At 58.0% G+C, this 18,590-nt stretch carries 18 protein-coding genes; 11 read left to right on the forward strand and 7 right to left on the reverse strand.

From position 1 onward, the window contains the following. Positions 1-167: 167 nt before the first annotated feature. Together AC2FI8_RS06460 and AC2FI8_RS06465 are read left to right on the forward strand one after the other, a co-directional pair. Positions 168-371: a hypothetical protein gene (locus tag AC2FI8_RS06460; protein ID WP_058275656.1), complete on the forward strand. Its 204-nt coding sequence runs from the start codon at positions 168-170 to the stop codon at positions 369-371. 117 nt (positions 372-488) lie between these two features. Then, positions 489-2,534, forward strand: a complete 2,046-nt coding sequence (locus tag AC2FI8_RS06465) for an ATP-binding protein (protein WP_496767862.1) — start codon at positions 489-491, stop codon at positions 2,532-2,534. Positions 2,535-2,610: 76 nt separating this feature from the next. Here AC2FI8_RS06465 and AC2FI8_RS06470 read toward each other — a convergent pair whose 3' ends face one another. Next, positions 2,611-3,057, reverse strand: coding sequence for a DUF4174 domain-containing protein (locus AC2FI8_RS06470; protein WP_058275658.1), 447 nt, complete (start codon positions 3,055-3,057; stop codon positions 2,611-2,613). 168 nt (positions 3,058-3,225) lie between these two features. On the opposite strand from AC2FI8_RS06470, the gene scpA reads away from it, so the two are divergent. From scpA to AC2FI8_RS06500, 6 genes are all read left to right on the forward strand, one after another. Next, complete coding sequence (scpA, locus tag AC2FI8_RS06475; RefSeq protein WP_496777966.1) at positions 3,226-5,352, forward strand: methylmalonyl-CoA mutase; 2,127 nt, start codon at positions 3,226-3,228, stop codon at positions 5,350-5,352. A gap of 104 nt (positions 5,353-5,456) precedes the next feature. Continuing rightward, on the forward strand, positions 5,457-6,059 hold the full coding sequence (locus AC2FI8_RS06480) for a VOC family protein (protein WP_496724295.1): 603 nt from the start codon (positions 5,457-5,459) through the stop codon (positions 6,057-6,059). Then, the gene (locus AC2FI8_RS06485) at positions 6,056-6,580 is read left to right on the forward strand and encodes a GNAT family N-acetyltransferase (protein WP_496777968.1); all 525 of its coding nucleotides are present in this window, start codon (positions 6,056-6,058) and stop codon (positions 6,578-6,580) included. Before AC2FI8_RS06480 ends, AC2FI8_RS06485 begins: the two co-directional genes overlap by 4 nt. Positions 6,581-6,589: 9 nt before the next feature. Further along, complete coding sequence (locus AC2FI8_RS06490) at positions 6,590-7,270, forward strand: molecular chaperone DjiA (RefSeq protein ID WP_058275662.1); 681 nt, start codon at positions 6,590-6,592, stop codon at positions 7,268-7,270. Positions 7,271-7,273: 3 nt separating this feature from the next. After that, positions 7,274-8,269, forward strand: coding sequence for an endonuclease/exonuclease/phosphatase family protein (locus AC2FI8_RS06495; RefSeq protein ID WP_496777970.1), 996 nt, complete (start codon positions 7,274-7,276; stop codon positions 8,267-8,269). A 37-nt stretch (positions 8,270-8,306) separates the two neighbouring features. Next, positions 8,307-8,681 carry a hypothetical protein gene (locus AC2FI8_RS06500; RefSeq protein WP_496724303.1) on the forward strand — a complete coding sequence of 125 codons (375 nt, stop codon included), beginning with the start codon at positions 8,307-8,309 and terminating at the stop codon, positions 8,679-8,681. A 3-nt stretch (positions 8,682-8,684) separates the two neighbouring features. On the opposite strand, the gene AC2FI8_RS06505 is transcribed toward AC2FI8_RS06500, so the two are convergent. The 5 genes from AC2FI8_RS06505 to AC2FI8_RS06525 form a co-directional block, all read right to left on the reverse strand. Further along, positions 8,685-10,229, reverse strand: a complete 1,545-nt coding sequence (locus tag AC2FI8_RS06505; protein WP_496777972.1) for a Ppx/GppA family phosphatase — start codon at positions 10,227-10,229, stop codon at positions 8,685-8,687. Between the two features lie 49 nt (positions 10,230-10,278). Further along, the gene (locus AC2FI8_RS06510) at positions 10,279-10,968 is read right to left on the reverse strand and encodes an HdaA/DnaA family protein (RefSeq protein WP_496767883.1); all 690 of its coding nucleotides are present in this window, start codon (positions 10,966-10,968) and stop codon (positions 10,279-10,281) included. 1 nt (position 10,969) lies between these two features. Next, complete coding sequence (locus tag AC2FI8_RS06515; protein WP_496767885.1) at positions 10,970-12,043, reverse strand: AI-2E family transporter; 1,074 nt, start codon at positions 12,041-12,043, stop codon at positions 10,970-10,972. Positions 12,044-12,133: 90 nt separating this feature from the next. Continuing rightward, on the reverse strand, positions 12,134-13,108 hold the full coding sequence (locus AC2FI8_RS06520) for an isopenicillin N synthase family dioxygenase (RefSeq protein WP_496777978.1): 975 nt from the start codon (positions 13,106-13,108) through the stop codon (positions 12,134-12,136). Further along, positions 13,108-14,472, reverse strand: a complete 1,365-nt coding sequence (locus AC2FI8_RS06525) for an FAD-dependent oxidoreductase (RefSeq protein WP_496767889.1) — start codon at positions 14,470-14,472, stop codon at positions 13,108-13,110. Before AC2FI8_RS06525 ends, AC2FI8_RS06520 begins: the two co-directional genes overlap by 1 nt. 168 nt (positions 14,473-14,640) lie before the next feature. Between AC2FI8_RS06525 and proS the strand changes: the two genes are divergently transcribed. Then, positions 14,641-15,981: a proline--tRNA ligase gene (proS, locus tag AC2FI8_RS06530; protein WP_496777980.1), complete on the forward strand. Its 1,341-nt coding sequence runs from the start codon at positions 14,641-14,643 to the stop codon at positions 15,979-15,981. Beyond that, positions 15,965-16,876, forward strand: coding sequence for a glycosyltransferase family 2 protein (locus AC2FI8_RS06535; RefSeq protein ID WP_496777982.1), 912 nt, complete (start codon positions 15,965-15,967; stop codon positions 16,874-16,876). The genes proS and AC2FI8_RS06535 overlap by 17 nt, the downstream gene beginning before the upstream one ends. Here AC2FI8_RS06535 and AC2FI8_RS06540 read toward each other — a convergent pair. Next, entirely contained in the window at positions 16,873-17,334 is a 462-nt protein-coding gene (locus tag AC2FI8_RS06540; RefSeq protein WP_496777984.1) for a hypothetical protein, read from the reverse strand. The two genes, AC2FI8_RS06535 and AC2FI8_RS06540, sit on opposite strands and share 4 nt — an antisense overlap. Before the next feature lie 235 nt (positions 17,335-17,569). Here AC2FI8_RS06540 and AC2FI8_RS06545 point away from each other — a divergent pair, with 235 nt between their 5' ends. Further along, positions 17,570-18,556: a DUF6492 family protein gene (locus AC2FI8_RS06545; RefSeq protein WP_496777986.1), complete on the forward strand. Its 987-nt coding sequence runs from the start codon at positions 17,570-17,572 to the stop codon at positions 18,554-18,556. The last annotated feature ends 34 nt before the right edge of the window (positions 18,557-18,590 follow it).

The raw sequence follows: 18,590 nt of genomic DNA on the forward strand, positions 1-18,590 counted from the left end.
TGTGATGTTCACAAAGTCCTGCCCGCGTTTTTCTTTGCGCAATATCCAAGCGTAAAGCGGCACAAATCTGCGCAAAACTCTGTTCAGGACGGCCTGTTATTGAATAACAAGGTCGAAATCGGACATCTGCCCCGGAACGCATCAAGAATTCCAAAGGGGCAGATATCATGCGAATCTCGAAACTCGTTCTTGCAATGGCGACCTGCGCAGGCCTTGCCGCCTGTGGTGACACGACGGGCGAACAGGCGCTGCTTGGCGGCGGCGCAGGCGCCGTCGGGGCGGCTGTTGTCAGCGCCGACCCGCTGTTCGGCGCGGTTGTCGGCGCGGCGGGCAATGTCCTGTACTGCAAGACACAAAACAACTGTAGGTAAAACCGGGTTTTTCGGGGCGCGCGTCGCCCCGACCGTCATCGCGCATCACGCCGTCGTGGGGAACGTTCCCTGCGGCGGCGTTTTGCGTTCTCAGAACATCAAGACAAAGGACGTTCCATGTTTAACAAGATCCTGATCGCCAACCGGGGCGAGATCGCCTGCCGGGTCATCAAGACAGCCCGCAAGATGGGTATCGGCACCGTTGCTATTTATTCGGACGCAGACAAGAACGCCTTGCATGTGTCGATGGCGGATGAATCGGTGCATATCGGCCCGCCGCCTGCGAACCAATCCTACATCGTTATCGATAAGGTCATGGAGGCCATCCGCCAAAGTGGCGCGCAGGCGGTTCACCCCGGTTACGGCTTTTTATCGGAAAACTCCAAATTCGCCGAGGCGCTTGAGGCGGAAGGCGTGGCCTTTGTCGGCCCCCCGGTTGGAGCGATTGAAAGCATGGGTGACAAGATCACTTCGAAAAAGATCGCGCAAGAAGCCGGCGTTTCGACCGTTCCCGGTTACATGGGCCTGATCGAAGACGCCGAAGAGGCCGTTAAGATTTCCAACGAAGTCGGCTATCCGGTCATGATCAAGGCCAGTGCCGGCGGCGGTGGTAAGGGCATGCGGATCGCTTGGAATGATGAAGAGGCGCGCGAAGGCTTCCAGTCGTCTAAGAACGAGGCGGCAAACTCGTTCGGTGATGACCGTATCTTTATTGAAAAATTCGTGACCCAGCCGCGTCACATCGAAATTCAGGTCCTTTGCGACAGCCATGGCAACGGCATTTATCTGGGCGAACGTGAATGCTCGATCCAGCGTCGGAACCAGAAAGTGGTCGAAGAGGCACCGTCGCCGTTCCTAGACGAAGCGACCCGTAAAGCGATGGGCGAACAGGCCGTGGCACTGGCCAAGGCCGTGGACTATGCCAGCGCCGGTACGGTTGAATTCATCGTCGATGGCGAAAAGAACTTCTATTTCCTGGAAATGAACACGCGTTTGCAGGTGGAACACCCAGTCACCGAACTGATCACCGGTGTCGATCTGGTTGAGCAGATGATCCGAGTGGCGGCGGGTGAAAAGCTGTCGATCACACAGGACGACGTGACCCTGACCGGCTGGGCCATCGAAAACCGCCTGTATGCCGAAGATCCGTATCGCGGCTTCCTACCGTCGATTGGTCGTCTGACCCGCTATCGACCGCCGCAAGAGATTGCCTCTGGTCCGCTGTTGGTGAACGATAAATGGCAAGGTGAAGCGCCCGAAGGTGAAGCCGCCGTGCGCAACGACACCGGCGTCTATGAAGGCGGCGAGATCAGCATGTACTATGACCCGATGATCGCCAAACTGTGCACCTGGGCCCCGACCCGCGAGGCGGCGATTGAGGCGATGCGCGTAGCGCTGGACAGCTTTGAGGTCGAAGGCATCGGCCACAACCTGCCATTCCTGTCGGCTGTGATGGACCATCCGAAATTCGTCAGCGGGGACATGACCACGGCCTTTATCGCCGAGGAATATCCCGACGGTTTCGAAGGCGTTGAACTGTCCGAGGCCGACTTGCGCCGCATCGCGGCTTCCTGCGCAGCCATGCACCGCGTGGCCGAGATTCGCCGCACCCGCGTTTCTGGCCGGATGGACAATCACGAACGCAAGGTCGGCTCTGATTGGGTCGTCACACTGCAAGGGCAGGAATATGCAGTTGAGATTGATGCGGATCGCGATGGGTCATCCGTGACGTTTTCAGACGGTACCACCGTGCGGGTCACTTCGGACTGGACGCCGGGCGATCACTTGGCGGTGCTGGACGTCGATGGCAGCCCGCTGGTTCTGAAAGTCGGAAAAATCTCGGGCGGGTTCCGTATTCGCAACCGAGGCGCAGACCTCAAGGTCCATGTCCGCACGACGCGTCAGGCCGAGCTGGCGCGTATGATGCCCGAAAAGCTGCCGCCGGATACTTCGAAAATGCTGCTGTGCCCGATGCCCGGCCTGATCGTGAAGATCGATGTCGAAGTAGGGCAGGAAGTGCAGGAAGGTCAGGCGCTGTGCACTGTTGAGGCGATGAAGATGGAAAACATCCTGCGCGCCGAGAAGAAAGGTGTCGTGTCCAAAGTCAACGCAGGCCCCGGCGACAACCTGGCCGTGGACGACGTGATCATCGAGTTCGAGTGATCATGATCGCGTTTTCACCATATCTCCGTGGTTTCCCGGCGGTTCGCGCCGGGAGCTTTGGGCGTGGCGAAAGCGCTCAGCCGCCCTCGCGTCGTTCGCGGATTTCACGTTCGCGCAGGGGCGTTTTGTCGATGGAACGGCCGATTTCACGTGTGCTCCACGGCGAAGGTTTGCGCAGTTTGACCACGCCGTCCTTGTCGACGAACACCATCTGGAAGCCGCGCGGGCGCAATTGTGACCGGATCGGAGATCGGGCGGACGGATCGGTATCGGTCAGCACGACCACATCCCGGTCGCGCATGGCCTCTTCGCCTTCCAGAAGCATGTCGATTTGCTGCCGGAAACGCGGGTCGGCTGGGGTATCGGCAAAGACAACGATGGGCCGGTTGACCCATAAGTATTCGCTCAGCTCGCTATCACCAGCGGGGCGGACAAAATCTTCATCGGCAGGCGCAGACCCATCTGCCGCCATCGCGACCAGCGGGAATAGTGCCGAGAAAACAAGGGCAAGCGTTCGTGTCATAGGGCCTCCTGTTCTTTTGAATATAGCCTCTGCGCCGGTGAATGCGACCGGCGAAATGCACGCAGGCATCAAAATATCGCGTTTACACCTGCCGCGATGCGCGGCACCGAACGTTAAAACGCGCAGGCAATGCCTGTTCGCGACCCGAATTGAGAAAAGGAATACGCAATGACCGATACGAAAGACTGGCAGGCGCTGGCCGAGAAAGAGCTGCGCGGGCGCCCGTTGGACGACCTGACCAAAGAGACTTTGGAAGGCATCGACGTCAAACCGCTCTATACGCAGGAAGACACCGCTGAACTGCCGCATATGGGGTCGTTACCGGGGTTCGGTCCGTTCACTCGCGGTGTGAAGGCGACCATGTATGCGGGCCGCCCTTGGACGATCCGCCAATATGCGGGTTTCTCGACCGCTGAAGAATCAAACGCGTTCTATCGCCGCAATCTGGCAGCCGGTCAGCAGGGTGTGTCGGTCGCCTTCGATCTGGCGACGCACCGCGGTTATGACAGTGACCATCCGCGCGTTGTCGGTGACGTGGGCAAGGCCGGTGTGGCCATCGACAGCGTCGAGGACATGAAAATCCTGTTCGATGGCATTCCGTTGGACAAGGTTTCGGTCTCGATGACCATGAACGGGGCGGTGGTTCCAATTCTGGCCAGTTTCATCGTTGCAGGTGAAGAGCAGGGGCACGACAAATCCGTCCTGTCCGGCACCATTCAGAATGACATTCTGAAAGAGTTCATGGTGCGCAACACCTATATCTACCCGCCTGAACCCTCGATGAAGATCATCTCGGACATCATTGAATTCACATCGAACGAGATGCCGAAATTCAATTCGATCTCGATCTCGGGCTACCACATGCAAGAGGCTGGGGCGAACCTCGTGCAAGAGCTGGCCTATACGCTGGCTGACGGGCGCGAGTATGTACGCGCCGCGACGCAGGCTGGGATGGACGTGGATAAGTTTGCAGGGCGTCTGTCGTTCTTCTTTGCTATCGGCATGAATTTCTTCATGGAAATCGCCAAGCTGCGCGCCGCGCGTACGCTGTGGCATCGGGTGATGACCGATTTTGGCGCGAAATCCGAACGCTCGAAGATGCTGCGCACACACTGCCAGACCTCGGGTGTGTCACTGCAAGAACAAGACCCGTATAACAACGTGATCCGCACCGCCTATGAGGCGATGAGCGCGGTTCTGGGCGGTACCCAGTCCCTGCACACAAACGCCCTGGACGAGGCGATTGCGCTGCCCACTGACTTCTCGGCCCGAATTGCGCGGAACACGCAGCTGGTTTTGCAAGAGGAAACAGGTGTCACCGACGTCGTCGATCCACTGGCCGGTTCGTATTACATCGAAAGCCTGACCAACGAGCTGATCGAAAAAGCCTGGGCTCTGATGGAAGAGGTCGAGGAAATGGGCGGCATGACAAAGGCCGTGGCCAGCGGTATGCCCAAGCTGCGGATTGAAGAAAGCGCTGCCCGCCGTCAGGCCATGATCGACCGGGGTGACGAGGTGATCGTCGGAGTCAACAAGTACCGCAAAGAACAGGAAGACCCGATCGACATTCTGGACGTCGACAATGTGGCCGTGCGCGAAGCGCAGGTCGCGCGATTGGAACGTATCCGTGCAACCCGTGACGAAGCCGCCTGTCAAACGGCACTGGATGCTCTGACCAAGACTGCCCGCGAGGGTGGAAACCTGCTGGCCGCCGCCGTCGAGGCCGCCCGCGCCCGTGCATCCGTAGGAGAGATCAGCATGGCAATGGAGAAAGAGTTCGGTCGCCACCGCGCCGAAGTGAAAACGCTGGCCGGTGTCTATGGCGCGGCCTACGAAGGCGATGAAGGCTTTGCAGCGATCCAGAAATCCATCGAGGAATTCGCTGAGGCCGAAGGCCGCCGCCCGCGCCTGCTGGTGGTCAAGATGGGGCAGGATGGGCATGACCGCGGTGCCAAAGTGATCGCAACCGCCTTTGCGGATATCGGGTTTGACGTGGATGTAGGCCCGCTGTTCCAAACCCCGGCAGAGGCCGCGCAGGACGCTGTGGACAATGACGTGCACGTCATCGGTATTTCGTCGCAGGCAGCGGGGCACAAAACATTGGCACCGCAGTTGGTAGAAGAGCTGAAGAAAGCCGGTGCCGAGGATATTCTGGTGATCTGTGGCGGGGTTATCCCGCAGCAGGACTATCAATTCCTCTATGATCACGGCGTCAAAGCGATCTTTGGCCCGGGCACCAATATCCCCGAAGCCGCTCAGGACATCTTACGTCTGATCGGTGAAGCGAAAAGCTGAGGCGTTCAAAGATTTTCGTCGAAAAATCTTGTGATCCACCGCCTTTAAGGAAAACATGCGACCAGATCCGAAAGGGTCTGGTCGTTTTTCATAGGAGGCGCTGCGTGTTACTGGATCATCTGGCGGTTGCGGGCGAAACGCTCGAAGAAGCGTCTGCCCATGTCGAACAAGCGTTGGGCGTGCCGCTGCAAGACGGCGGCAAGCATGAAAGATTCGGCACATATAACCGCTTGTTGGGGTTGCGAGACGGCTTGTATCTTGAGGCCATCGCGATTGACCCACAGGCACCGAATCCGCAAAGAACCAGATGGTTCGATCTGGACCGGTTCAAGGGCGCGCCGCGCCTTACCAACTGGATATGCCGGGTCCCGGACATTTCAGCCTCGTTGACCGTGTTTCCGGATGGGGTGGGCCACCCGATCGACCTGGCCCGCGGGGCGTTACGCTGGCAAATGGCGGTTCCGCCAAACGGGCGTCTGCCCTTCGACAATCTGTTCCCGGCGCTTATTCAGTGGCACGGAGATTTGCATCCGGCAAATATGCTGCAGGATAGCGGCTGCCGTTTGCGTCGATTGGTGGTTTTTCACCCGGACGCGCTGGAGCTAGCCAAGCTGCTAGGCAAAATGGACGCTGTGGTATTCGACACAGGCCCGGCCGCATTGCAGGCAGAGTTCGAAACACCGCATGGGAAACGCGTTTTGGAATGAAAATCAGACAAGCCAAAGCTGCGGATGCCAAAGAGATAGCTGCGATCACCAACGCAATCATCCGCGACACGCTGGTAACATTTACAACCGACGAACGCAGTGTAGACAGCATTGCGCGTGACATCGAAGCGCGCGGTCCGGCCTATCTTGTGGCTGAACAGGACGACCAGATTCTTGGGTTTGCCACCTATGGTCCGTTTCGATCCGGTCCGGGATACGCGCAGTGCCGAGAGCTAACGATCCAACTGGCCACTGATGCGCGTGAACAAGGTACGGGGCGAGCTTTGATGCGGTCGCTTGAGGCCGCCGCCCGGGCAGAAGGAACTCATGCACTGGTGGCGGGAATTTCTTCGGCAAATCCGGCGGCAGTTTCTTTTCACGCGGCTGTGGGCTTTGTCGAAGTCGGACGCATGCCCGAGGTTGGGTTCAAGTGGGGGAAACGTCTGGACCTTGTGCTGATGCAGAAAATTCTTGCCACAGACGGTTTGGTTGCACCTGACAGTCCCGATTTGGGACGCTAGGGTGCGCTCATGTCGATCTGGATCCGTATATCCGATGCGCTGAGTGCGCTTGCCCAGGGTGAAAGCCTTACCGCAGTCTTTGAAAAGCTGCGCTCGCCACCTGAACGGTCGGTGGCCTTCACCATCGCCGTGATCGCACTGGGCGCGAAAATGGCCAAGGCTGACGGGCAAGTGACGCGAGATGAGGTCACCGCTTTCCGCGACGTATTCCAGATCGCGCGTGATGACGAGGAAGGCGCGGCGCGTGTGTTCAACATGGCCCGCACGGATGTTGCGGGATATCAGGACTATGCCCGCAAGATCGCGCGCATGTTTTCCGAAGACAGCACCACGCTGTGCGACCTGATGGAAGGGTTGTTCCACATCGCCATGGCGGACGGGTTCTATCACCCCAACGAAAACGAGTTTCTGGAAGAGGTCAGCCATATTTTCGGCCAGACCGATGCGCAGTTCATGGCCTTGCGTGCCCGTTTTGTACCTGATGCGCCCAACGATCCTTACACGGTTCTTGGGGTGCCTCGCGACATGCCGCTGCCCGATATTCGCAAGGTGTGGCGGCAACTTGTGCGCGAAACACATCCCGATGCGATGTTGGCACGTGGTGTCCCAGAAGAGGCCGTACGTTTGGCTGAAAAGAAGATGATCGACATCAACCGTGCCTGGGACGAAATCAACGGCGCGCAGGCCTGAGGCATGCGCCTCGCGACTTATAACATCGAGTGGTTCGCCAATCTGTTTGATCGTCATGACGAACTGATCGCCGATGACAGTTGGTCAGGTCGCCATGATGTCACCAAAGCGCAGCAGATTGAGGCTATCGCCAAGGTTCTGACGGCGATCGATGCGGATGCTGTGCTGGTTGTCGAAGCGCCAAACACAGGGAAATCTCAGAACACGGTCCGTGCGCTGCAGAACTTTGCCGAGGCATTCGATCTGCGCACTAGCGAAGCCGTGATGGGGTTTGCCAACGATACGCATCAGGAACTGGCCTTGCTGTACGACCCGCACTCTTTGACGGTGCGACATGATCCAAAGGACGGAGGCCAACGGGCCCCGCGTTTCGATCAGGTGTTTCACATCGACCTCGACATCGACGCAACCGAGGATCAGGTGCAGTTTTCCAAGCCGCCGATGGAATTGGCAGTTGAAACCAAGGCAGGCGAACGGTTCCGTCTTATTGGCGCGCATCTGAAGTCAAAGGCGCCTCATGGGGCGGAAACCCGCGATGCGGCGATCCGCATCTCGATCGCCAATCGTCGGAAACAGCTGGCTCAGGCGATCTGGCTGAGCAGGCGGATCAAGGCGCATCTGGCGGCTGATGAACAGTTGATCTTAATGGGCGATCTGAACGATGGTCCGGGGCTGGACGAATTCGAAAACTTGTTTGGTCGCTCATCGGTTGAAATCCTGCTGCAATCGGGGTTGTTCGACCCCCACGCGGATACGGCCTTTGGGTCAGAACCGGGTGAACGCCCGTCGACCGCGCGCTTTTATCGGCCCCAAGATCGCGGGTATCTTGAGGCGTTGCTGGACTATATTATGATCAGCGATGGGTTAAAGGATCGTCGCCCGGACTGGCGCATATGGCATCCGTTTCGCGATCCGGCTTGCCGTGATGCGCAGGATCTACATGCAGCGTTGCTAACCGCGTCTGACCATTTCCCTGTCACTCTGGATATCGAGCTGTGATCTTTCAACCGCGTTTCAGTTGCCCTATATTTTCGATATGAAACGTTTCATTCCAATCTGCGCGTTGACCGTCACTATGGCCCTTCCGGCTTTTGCCGAGGAAGAGGGGAACAAATCCCTGATAGAGCAGGGGGCAGAGCTGTTCTTTGAAGGCTTGCGCCAGGAGATGGAGCCTGCATTGGATGAACTGCTGGGCCTGGCCGAACAGTTTGGCCCTGCAATGCAGTCATTTATTGCGGAAATGGGGCCCGCCTTGGCCGAGATGGCAGATGAGATTGAGGATTGGAGCGCCTATGAAGCACCCGAGATCCTGCCTAACGGCGATATAATTATCCGCAAAAAGCCGCCGCAGGACCCAGAGATACAGCCAGAGATCCCTGAAGGCCCGCCCGAGGGCGAAACCGAGATTTGATATCTAGCCCAGGATGATGACGCGAGTCTCGGATTTCAAAGCGTTGCCGAGTGACTTTAGCCGTGCCTCGGCCACTTCGTTGAACAGGGGGCGTGCTGCAGTTGGCAAGAACAGGTCCAGTTGTTGCTTCTTGGGGTAAAATTTCAAAGTCGCCATCGGCGCATCGTTCTGCATCCACAGCATAGCACCAAACCGCATGGCCTTTCCCAAAATCTCGGCCTGTTTCTGGTCTTTCTCGTCTAGGAGTTCGTACAGTGCGGTGAACCGGTTGCCCTCGCGTTTGTTGCGATACCGGTGTTGCAGGGCCAGCCCGATATAAACTCGCTCCGAGTGCTTCAAGCCGCCCAGATTGGCACGTGTGACGTAGTCGAAACAGACCTCGGCGCGATAGTCAGGATGTGCGCGCCAGCTGACGTCGTGCAACAGACAGGCCGCCTTTATCAGGCGGATGCGCGCGGGTGGGGCTGATTTGAACAGCGGCATCACGAAATCGAGCAGATGTTTTCCGAAACCGGGCAGGCGGGCGTCCTTGGCTTCGGAAAAACGGCTCGCCTCGATCAACGGATCGCGGTCTCGGAGGTTTTGTGGCATCTGCTCGTAAAGCAGACCCTCGCGGATACCATAGCTGGAAATGGCGATATCCTTGGGTTTGAACGTGCGGATCAAGCGTGCCAGCACATCCATCGCATAGGGGATCAGTGCCATCCGTGATCCCGACACACCGGCTTTGCTGCGCAGCTTTTCCGGGTCACCTTTTTCGATGAATTTAATGGTCTCGCGCACCTGCTTGGTGGTCATGCGATATTCATGCAGCACGTTCAGGGGATAACCCCGACGCAGCATGTCCAGACGCGCAAATGCTCGCCAGCTTCCGCCCACTAGGAACAGGCGATCTCGTTGCGGCCCCATCTGGTCGCGCAGATCCTCCATCGTGACCTTGATGTGTGCCTTGCGCGCACGCCGCCCACCTTTGATGTCCCGCAGTTTCAGCGGCCCCAGCGCCGAGGTCAGGCGCCGACCGACACCGCCGTCTCCGATCTCGGCCAATTCCATTGAGGACCCGCCAATATCGCAAATCAGCCCATACGCACCTGGCCATCCCAGCAGGACACCCTGCGCGGACAGGCGTGCCTCTTCATCGCCGTTGATGACCGATACGGTCAGGCCGGTTTCGGCTTTGACTTCGGCACAAAACTCGGGGCCGTCTTCGGCCTCACGCACGGCTGCGGTGGCGACGACATGCAGGCCGGGCAGGCCAAGGTCATCGGAGAGTTGGGCAAACCGGCCCAAAGCGGCCAAGGCGCGTTTGCGACCCGTTGGGTTAAGCCGCCCCGTGTCTGAAAGGCCCGCGCCGAGCTCGCACATCACTTTTTCATTGTAGAAATAAGCCGGTGAGCGCGCGGCACCGTCAAAGATCACCATCCGGACTGAGTTTGATCCGACGTCAACCACGCCCACGCGTGACAGAGCTCGGGCTTGGGGGTCATCAAAGAGGGGTTTTCCGAACGGACCCCAGTCAGGGATTTCGGTAACGACAGTTTGATCCATGTCTCTTCCAGATATTCCGCGTGCAGAATGCGAGATGACCCGGCGTGGGTCAATTCCCAGATTGGATATCATCTAAATCTGCGCTCAAAACACGCACCGCCAAGGCGCGGGTAATGTCGCGCTTTTCCGATAGGGCAAGCTGGTCCAGTTGCGCCACAACACTGGCGGCAGTTTCAAAGCGCCGGTCCATATGTTTGACCAAATAGGCGATGACCTCAGGGCTGGGGTTCAATTGCCGGTCCACGAACAGCTTGGCCAGAACCGCGCCCAGCAATGCGTCATCCGGCGGGTCAAGCGCTACGTGATGCGCGCCCTCGATCCGGCTTTGGAGATCGGGCAACGGAAGTTGCCAGAAATTAGGGGCCAGCCGCCCAGTCATGAGAAGGGCGTTGCCTTCGGCCAACACAAGATTGTGCAAGTGAAACAGTGTTTTCTGTTGTTCTAAGTCGTCCGCGATCATCGGGACGTCTTCAACCGCGACAGGCGCGCGTGCCAGATCCGGCACGTCTTCGTGACGCACATCCGTGGCCTGAATGATCCGACCACCGGTTTCCGCCGCCCAGACATGTGCCAGATGGGTTTTACCTGCACCCGCAGGGCCGCTCAGAACCAGTTTGTTGCCCGGCCAGGACGTGGCCGAGATCATGGCAACCGCAAGTGCATTCGCGGGAGAGACGAAAAAATCCTCACGCCCCAGCGCAGTTTTCGCCGGAAGATCAAAGCTTAGCTGAAGGGCCATACTACAGGTCTTCCTGATCCGCGCTTTCGAGGCCGGTATACAGGCGGCTGCCCAAATAGACCGATGTTGCATACCGCGCCAGCACTCCCAGCGCTGCGGCAACGGGCACCGCGATCAGCATCCCGACAAAGCCGAACAAGGCACCGAAAACTGACAGAGCCAGTAGCAACCACACTGGGTGCAAACCCACTGAGCTACCTACCAGCTTTGGCGTCAGGAAATTGCCTTCGGTTACCTGGCCCAGCGCAAAGATCCCGGCAACCAGACCGATATGCGCCCAATCCCCCCAGAACTGGAACAGCGCCAGACCGATGGCCAGCGTGCCGCCGATAAGCGCGCCGAGGTAGGGAATGAATGTGACCAGACCCGCTATGAAACCGACGATCAGTCCGAACTGCAGGCCGACCGCCATCAGTGCCACGGCGTAATAGGTGCCAAGGATCAGGCAGACCGTGCCCATGCCGCGCACGAATGAGGCCAGAACGGCGTCAATTTCACCGGCCAGTCGTTTGATCGTCGGGGCGTGATCGCGGGGCAGTAGATCACCGATCCGGGCGATCATGCGGTCCCAGTCCAACAGCATGTAGACGGCCACAACCGGAACAATGACCAACAGAACGACGACGTTGATCGCCGAACCCAATGAGGCAGCGACGGATTGCAAGACATCGCCTGTTTTGGATTTCAGCGTTTCACCCAGTGAGACGAGGAATTGGTGCGAATTGGATTCGCGGTCCAGAAGGGACGGGAACTGTTGTTCGATGAAGCTGCGCAGCTGTTGGAACAGGCTTGGCATAACTTCGACCAACTCGATCAACTGGGTAATCAGCGCGGGAACAACCATCAGGATTGCCAGAGCAAAGCCCAGAATGCCAACAACTGTGATGATCGCAGTGGCTGCCATGCGCGACAGGCCCAGATTTTCAAGACGATCTGCAATCGGGTCAAGGAAATAGGCGATTGCACCGCCAATCACAAAGGGTAGCAAAACGTCTCCAAGTGCCCATAGGCAAAGCACAAAAATGGCAGCCGCGACGCCCCAATACCTGAGTTGATCCTTTACCGGCAAGGCCATGCTTGTCCCCTTGTTTTTGGCTCTTACCGGTGTTCTTGGCTTAACCGGTCCCGCGATGCAAGCGGTTCATGCCTTGGGGATTTCCAGGAATTATGAGTCCAGCGTTCCGAGCTCGGGCGTATCAGCCGTGGCGGTTTCATCGGGCCAGTTTGTGCGCCAGATTTCGGCCGACCAAAGCCCGCAGTGAACCGCAGGGCGATCAAAGCCGGGCAGCGGCGGTAACAGTGGCTCGACGATCACTTCGTGACGCGGAACCGCGAAATAAGGGAAGGAATAGCGTTCTTTGCCAGATTTGTTGACCACCCGATGCGGCGTTGATTTCAACCGTCCACCCGACCACAGCTCAAGCATGTCGCCGATATTCACGATAAAGCCGCCGGGTGGGCAATCCGGGGTGATCCATCCGCCATCGCGGGTCTGCACTTCTAGCCCGCCAACGGGGTCGGGGGCGATAATCGTCAGGGCATCCGTGTCCTTGTGGGGATGAATGCCAAAGCCTTCCTCATCCGGTGCCTGCGGCGGATAGTGCAACAGCGTCATGTTTGTCATGGGGGTGGCAAAGGCCTCTTTCAGGACGTTGGGCTTCAGAGCCAGACCGATTTCAAGCGCGCCCAGAAGCAGTTCGGCCACGTGGTCCAGTTGCGACCAATACTCCAATATCACTTCCCGCGCGCCCTGTACTTCAGCTGGCCAGAGGTTCGGGCCATAAAGCGCACAGTCATCACGAACCGGGTGGTCCTCGGAAACTTCGAAATGAAGCTTGTAACCTTCGTATTTGTCCGCCTTGCCCGAGCCATCATTGGGCGTGAAGAAACCCATGGGGATATATCCGCGATAATTGTTGCGGGTGATGGCCTGATCCCACTTGCTCTGTTCATCGATGTCAAAGATCGCGCGCGTCTTGGCACGGACCTGATTAACGGTGTCAGGCGAAACCCCAGTGCCTGTGATGGAGAGAAAGCCGATGTCAGTGCAGGCGTTCAATATCCGCTGAACGGTTGCGTCATGGTCCGGATGGGCCGTGTCTTGCAGCGGAGAGATGTCGATCGTGGGGATTGACTGCATCAGTGAACCCTCACGCCCTGCCGGTCCAGTTCCGCGTGAACAGGGGCAAGGTTCATCGCGTGTAGGTCCTGGTTGCCTTTCAGCGACAAGGCCGCGGCAATTCCTGCACCCTGTCCCATGACCGCGCAACAGGCCATGTTGCGAGTTGCGGCGTGGGCCACCTTGTCCGCACCGTGCGAACGGCCCGCGACCAGCAAGCCTTTGATGCCCTTGGGTAGCATCGAGCGATAGGGAACCTGCAAATATCGCCCCGTGGTCGGCAGGATCAATATGCCATAGCCATCGATGAATTCGGGATAGATACCGATTGTATCCTCGAACCGGCCCTGATGGCGGGCGTCATCTTCAGTCATGTTATAGACCGCATCGATCTTCCGCGTGTCGCGAATGCCGATGGTCATCCCAAAGTTCCGCAGCCGTGCGTTTTCACAACCGGGCATGAACCGGCGCAGCGCCTCAATGGCAAGCATCGACTGGCGGCGGCCCTCAATCTCGCCACGTGTCAAACTGTCGGGGTCCGTGCCGTCGATCTCGGCCAGGTGGATGAGGTTCATATAGGTCAGCTCGCCCGTGTCGTGCATTGCACCCCATGTGCCCGCGATGGTGTTCAGATGCGGCGGGATCAGGCCCTGATCGATGGCCTGCTGGAACGGCTTGTGCACGAAGGGAGAGAACATGTCGTCTTCTTTGCCCGAAGTTTCGATGTTCCACTCACCGCCGCCGCCCCAATCCTTGTAGGTCTGGGGATCTGCCTTGACGCCCTCCATAAAAGCGCGTTTGTCGACACCAGCCAGATGAAACATGACCGAGGCGGCCATCATATCTTCGCGGGCGGTCTTGTGCGTCGGCGCGCCTGCGCGGTGGGCAACATCGGCGTCGCCGGTGGCGTCGATCACAACCTTGGCCAGGATCGCCTCGCGCCCCGCTTTGGATTCAGTAATGATGCCGGTGATCCGGTCACCTTCCATGATCGGAGCGACGAATTGCCGGTGCAGCATCGGATGAACGCCTGCCTCTTCAACCAGCTTGTCGGCCACTAGCTTAAAACCCTCGCTGTCCAATTCATAGCTCAGCGACTGGCTTTCGGGCACCGCGGCGCCCATGTCCTTAGCACGGGTCTCGAACTCCATGCCGATGCCACCAGCCTCGACCGTCTGTTCGTGGCGGTACCAGGCAAAGCCCTCAACACCCACGGCGGTGATATTGCCACCCATACAGCCAAAGCGGTCGACCAACGAAACCTCAACACCGGCGCGCGCCGCAGCCAGCGCGGCGGCCAGTCCGGCTGGGCCTGATCCAACAATAAGAACGTCCGTTTGGTGTACCACGGGAATCTTACGAGCGGGTTCCTGAATGGTTTGCATGGGTGCCCCTTGGATTCTGTATTTCAGTCACAATTGAAAACCCTGACTGGCGGGTCAATCAAAAAACCGACCGGCCCGAGGTCGCAAAATAACCAATGCATGATTGCCCCCGGCGGGGCTTTGGAATAAGCAACTTTGAAGTCCAAATTCACCTTTAAAGGTTCACCAATGCGCCTCAGCCGTTACTTTCTGCCCGTTCTCAAGGAAAACCCCTCCGAGGCTCAGATCGTCAGCCACCGGCTGATGTTGCGCGCCGGGATGATCAAGCAAGCTGCTGCCGGAATTTATTCATGGTTGCCGCTGGGTTTCAAAGTGCTGCGCAAGCTGGAAAACATCATCCACGAAGAGCAGGCGCGCGCTGGCCACATCGCGATCCAGATGCCCATCATCCAGTCGGCGGACCTGTGGCGCGAATCCGGGCGGTATGATGACTACGGTCAGGAAATGCTGCGCATGAAAGACCGGCATGACCGGGATATGCTGTTCACACCGACTGCCGAAGAACTGGTCACCGACATCTTCCGCGGTCATGTGAGCAGCTACAAAGATTTGCCGCTGACGCTTTACCAGATCCAGTGGAAGTTTCGCGATGAGATCCGCCCCCGCTTTGGCGTGATGCGTGGACGCGAGTTCTATATGAAGGACGGTTACAATTTCGACCTGACCAAAGAGGACTCGCTGCACGCCTACAACCGCCATCTGGTCACCTATCTGCGCACCTATGAGCGCATGGGCCTGCAAGCCATCCCGATGCGCGCCGATTCCGGCCCCATCGGTGGCGACAACACGCACGAGTTCCTTGTTCTGGCCGATACCGGTGAATCTGAGGTGTTCTATGACAGTGCAGTCACCGATCTGACCTTCGGTGATCGTCAGATCGACTACGACAGCCGCGAGCAGTGTCAGGCGATCCTCGAAGAGTTCACCTCGAAATACGCCCGCACGGATGAAACCCATGACGAGGCGCTGTTCAACCAAGTCCCCGAAGAGCGTCGCCGCGTGGCGCGCGGGATCGAGGTTGGCCAGATCTTCTACTTCGGCACCAAGTACTCCGAAGCCATGGGCGCAACTGTTCAAGGCCCCGATGGCAAACCCGCTCCCGTTCATATGGGCAGCCACGGCATCGGCGTCAGCCGCCTGATCGGCGCGATCATCGAGGCCAGCCATGACGACAAGGGCATCATCTGGCCCGAAGGCGTGACGCCGTTCCATTGCGGTATCGTCAACCTGAAGCAAGGTGATGACGAGGCCGACGCCGCCTGTAACAAGATCTACGGCGCGCTGACAGCGCTGGGCCTCGAGCCATTGTATGATGACCGTAAGGAACGGGCAGGGGGCAAGTTCGCCACCATGGACCTGATCGGTCTGCCCTGGCGCATCACCGTTGGCCCGCGCGGTCTGAAAAACGGAGTGGTTGAACTGACCTGCCGCCGCACAGGCGAAAGCGAGGAGTTGAGCCCAGAAGCGGCCGTCACGAAAGTTGCCGAAATCTATGAGCAAATCGTCTGAACAGGATCATCGGCCGCTGATCTCAGTTGTCACCGTTACACGCAACCTGATCGAAGCGGGGCGCGAGGAGCAAGTCCTCGCCGCCCTGGACAGTGTGCAGTCCCAAAAGTTTCGCAACGTCGAGCACGTCATCTGGGACGGTCAATCCGATGACGGCACACAGGACCTGTTGGAAGATGCGATTAAAAAGGTCTCGACCTCGGGGGATCCCATTCCGGTGCGGTATTTTTGCGAGGGGGACAAAAGCCTGTATGACGCGATGAATCAAGCGGTCGAGCGCTGTACTGGCGAGTATGTCCTGTTTCTCAACTCGGACGACCTGATTGCAGACGCCGAGAGTCTGCTTCGGGTGCAAAATGCCATTGGGCCGGACAAGCCCGACTTTGTGTATGGCGAAACTGTCTTTTTCGATGATGAGGGCAACCGCCGTCACGCCCGTCGACTAACTCTGAAATCCATCCTGCAGCGCCTGCCATTCGGTCACAATGCAATGGTTCTGAAACGGGCGTTGTTTCAGGAATTGGGTGGACATGACCTGCAGTTCCGTTCGGCCGCGGATTACGACATGGTTCTGCGGATGATCCTGTCTGGCCATTCCGGCCAGCGGCTGCAGACCCCGATTTCGCTGTTTCGGATTGGCGGGGTGTCAGCAGACACTGACGCCGCTGGGGCCGAGATGGCCGCATGTTGGTTGAAGAATTACAGTCAGTTCTGTGATCTGTCCCGATACACGGACGCGCAGCGATTTGGATGGTACAAACAGGGCCATCTGCCGGTTCGCGTTGCAGGTGCAATCTTGCTGAAATCGCTGTCGCAGCCCGCCATCGCGCGTGCCGCGCTGTACAGCCTGACAAAGACGCTGCGCCGCAAGGCTCAGTTCTGGCGAAACTTTTAGTTTCTCTGCGGTTCCGGCCGTTCCGTCAGAATATCGCCATCCGCGCTGTTGCCGCGTGCCACGACAATCGGACGGCCCAAACGTTTAACCAGTTCCTTGAATTCGAACCCCAAAAAGCGTATCCCGCAAACCCTTTCATCGGTTGCGCGATCCGTAATGCACAACCGCCCCTGACGGAACGCCAAGTGGTATCCTTTGTCTTTCAGGATGTCGGTCAAATTTGACCAGCTTGCCGCGGCGTCGAAAACAGGGCGAATGGTTGCACGCAACAGCGCTGCTGTCTCACAATCCAGTTCTGAAGATGCGTTTCGGACCAAAATAGGGTCCAACAATTCCGTACTACTCTTTACAAACATGAGCGACCCCCGCTCTAAAAAATGTATTCCCCCATAATCAGGGTGACAAAGTTTCCAAAAATAAGCAAAACGCGAAATAAAGTTGCGTTTCAAATGTTGCATTTTGAGTTCAGTTTGCCTCGCCATGCTCACATTAACTTCATAGCTGAAACAATACCGGGCTGTCTGTGAAGAGCGTCACAACCGGTGGTATATTTTAATGGCGGATGATCTCCTTTAGTTCGAGTGTCCGTTTGACCGGTGGCGTTGCTGATTCGCAATTTCGGGGCTTTGAGAGCGAATTTGACCGCGCCGAAATTGCTGATAAACCGGGCAAAACGATGAAAGGGCCCGCGCTGTGCTGAGTTTCGCGACCGTCGTGTATTCCAAGGACTTTCCCCTGCTTGAACTTCAGGCGCTGTCTTTTGCCCGTTTTGTCGATCCGGACATGGTTTCGTCGATTCACGTGATCATGAATGACTGCGACGAAGATACGCTCAGGGCAAAAATCGAACCCCTTTTGGCTTCATACGGCCCACTGCGATCCAAGGTTCAGGTCCTGGGCGGCGATGACCTGTTGTTGCAGCCCGGTCAGTACGCGCGGCGATCCTTGTCGGATCGGATCATGATCGAAAATCGGTTTCGTATTCCCGGCATTCGCAGGCAGGGGTGGCGCGGGTCCAACGGGTATCGCAGTCAGCAAGTTCTGAAGCTGGGCGCCGCGCGCGTTGCGGCGTCCGAGAACATGGTTGTCCTGGACACCAAGAACGTCTTTCTGCGCAGCTTTGATCCGACTGAGTTCTTTGCTGACAATGGTGCGGCGCGTATCGCTTTCATCGACGTCCAAAGCGATTACCACCGCAATTGGCTGGTCGAGAGCCTTGATGCACTGGGCGCGTCAGGTACCGACCTCAACGGGTTAAGGACCACGACATTTGCGACCCCTTTCGCGATGCGCCGATCCTTGGCCTTGGCGCTGTTGGACGAGATCAACGATCGGTATGGCTCGGTGCAGGCGTTGTTTGGATCGCGCAGGCGGCCGTCCGAGTTCATGCTGCTGAATGCGTTCTGCCTCAAGTCGCCTGATGGCTATGCACAGTGGTTCGAGGACCACGCGCAATGCAATATCGGGCTCTGGCCGACCTATTCGCCCGAGGAAATGGCATCGCAGTTGGCGATGCTGGATGATCCCGCTGCATTGACGTTGGGTCTGCATAACCGCGCCTTGTCGCTGTTGCCCGGCGATCTGCGGGATCGTGTGTTTTCCGAGTTGGAAGACAGGGGTATTTGTACCCGACCGCGCGCCGAAGAGGTGCTAAACCGCGCGGCAACGCTGACCGGCTGACAACCGGCTTGACCATCCGGTGAAATGCCGAAAG

The organism is Ruegeria sp. CDSB029 (assembly GCF_059611125.1).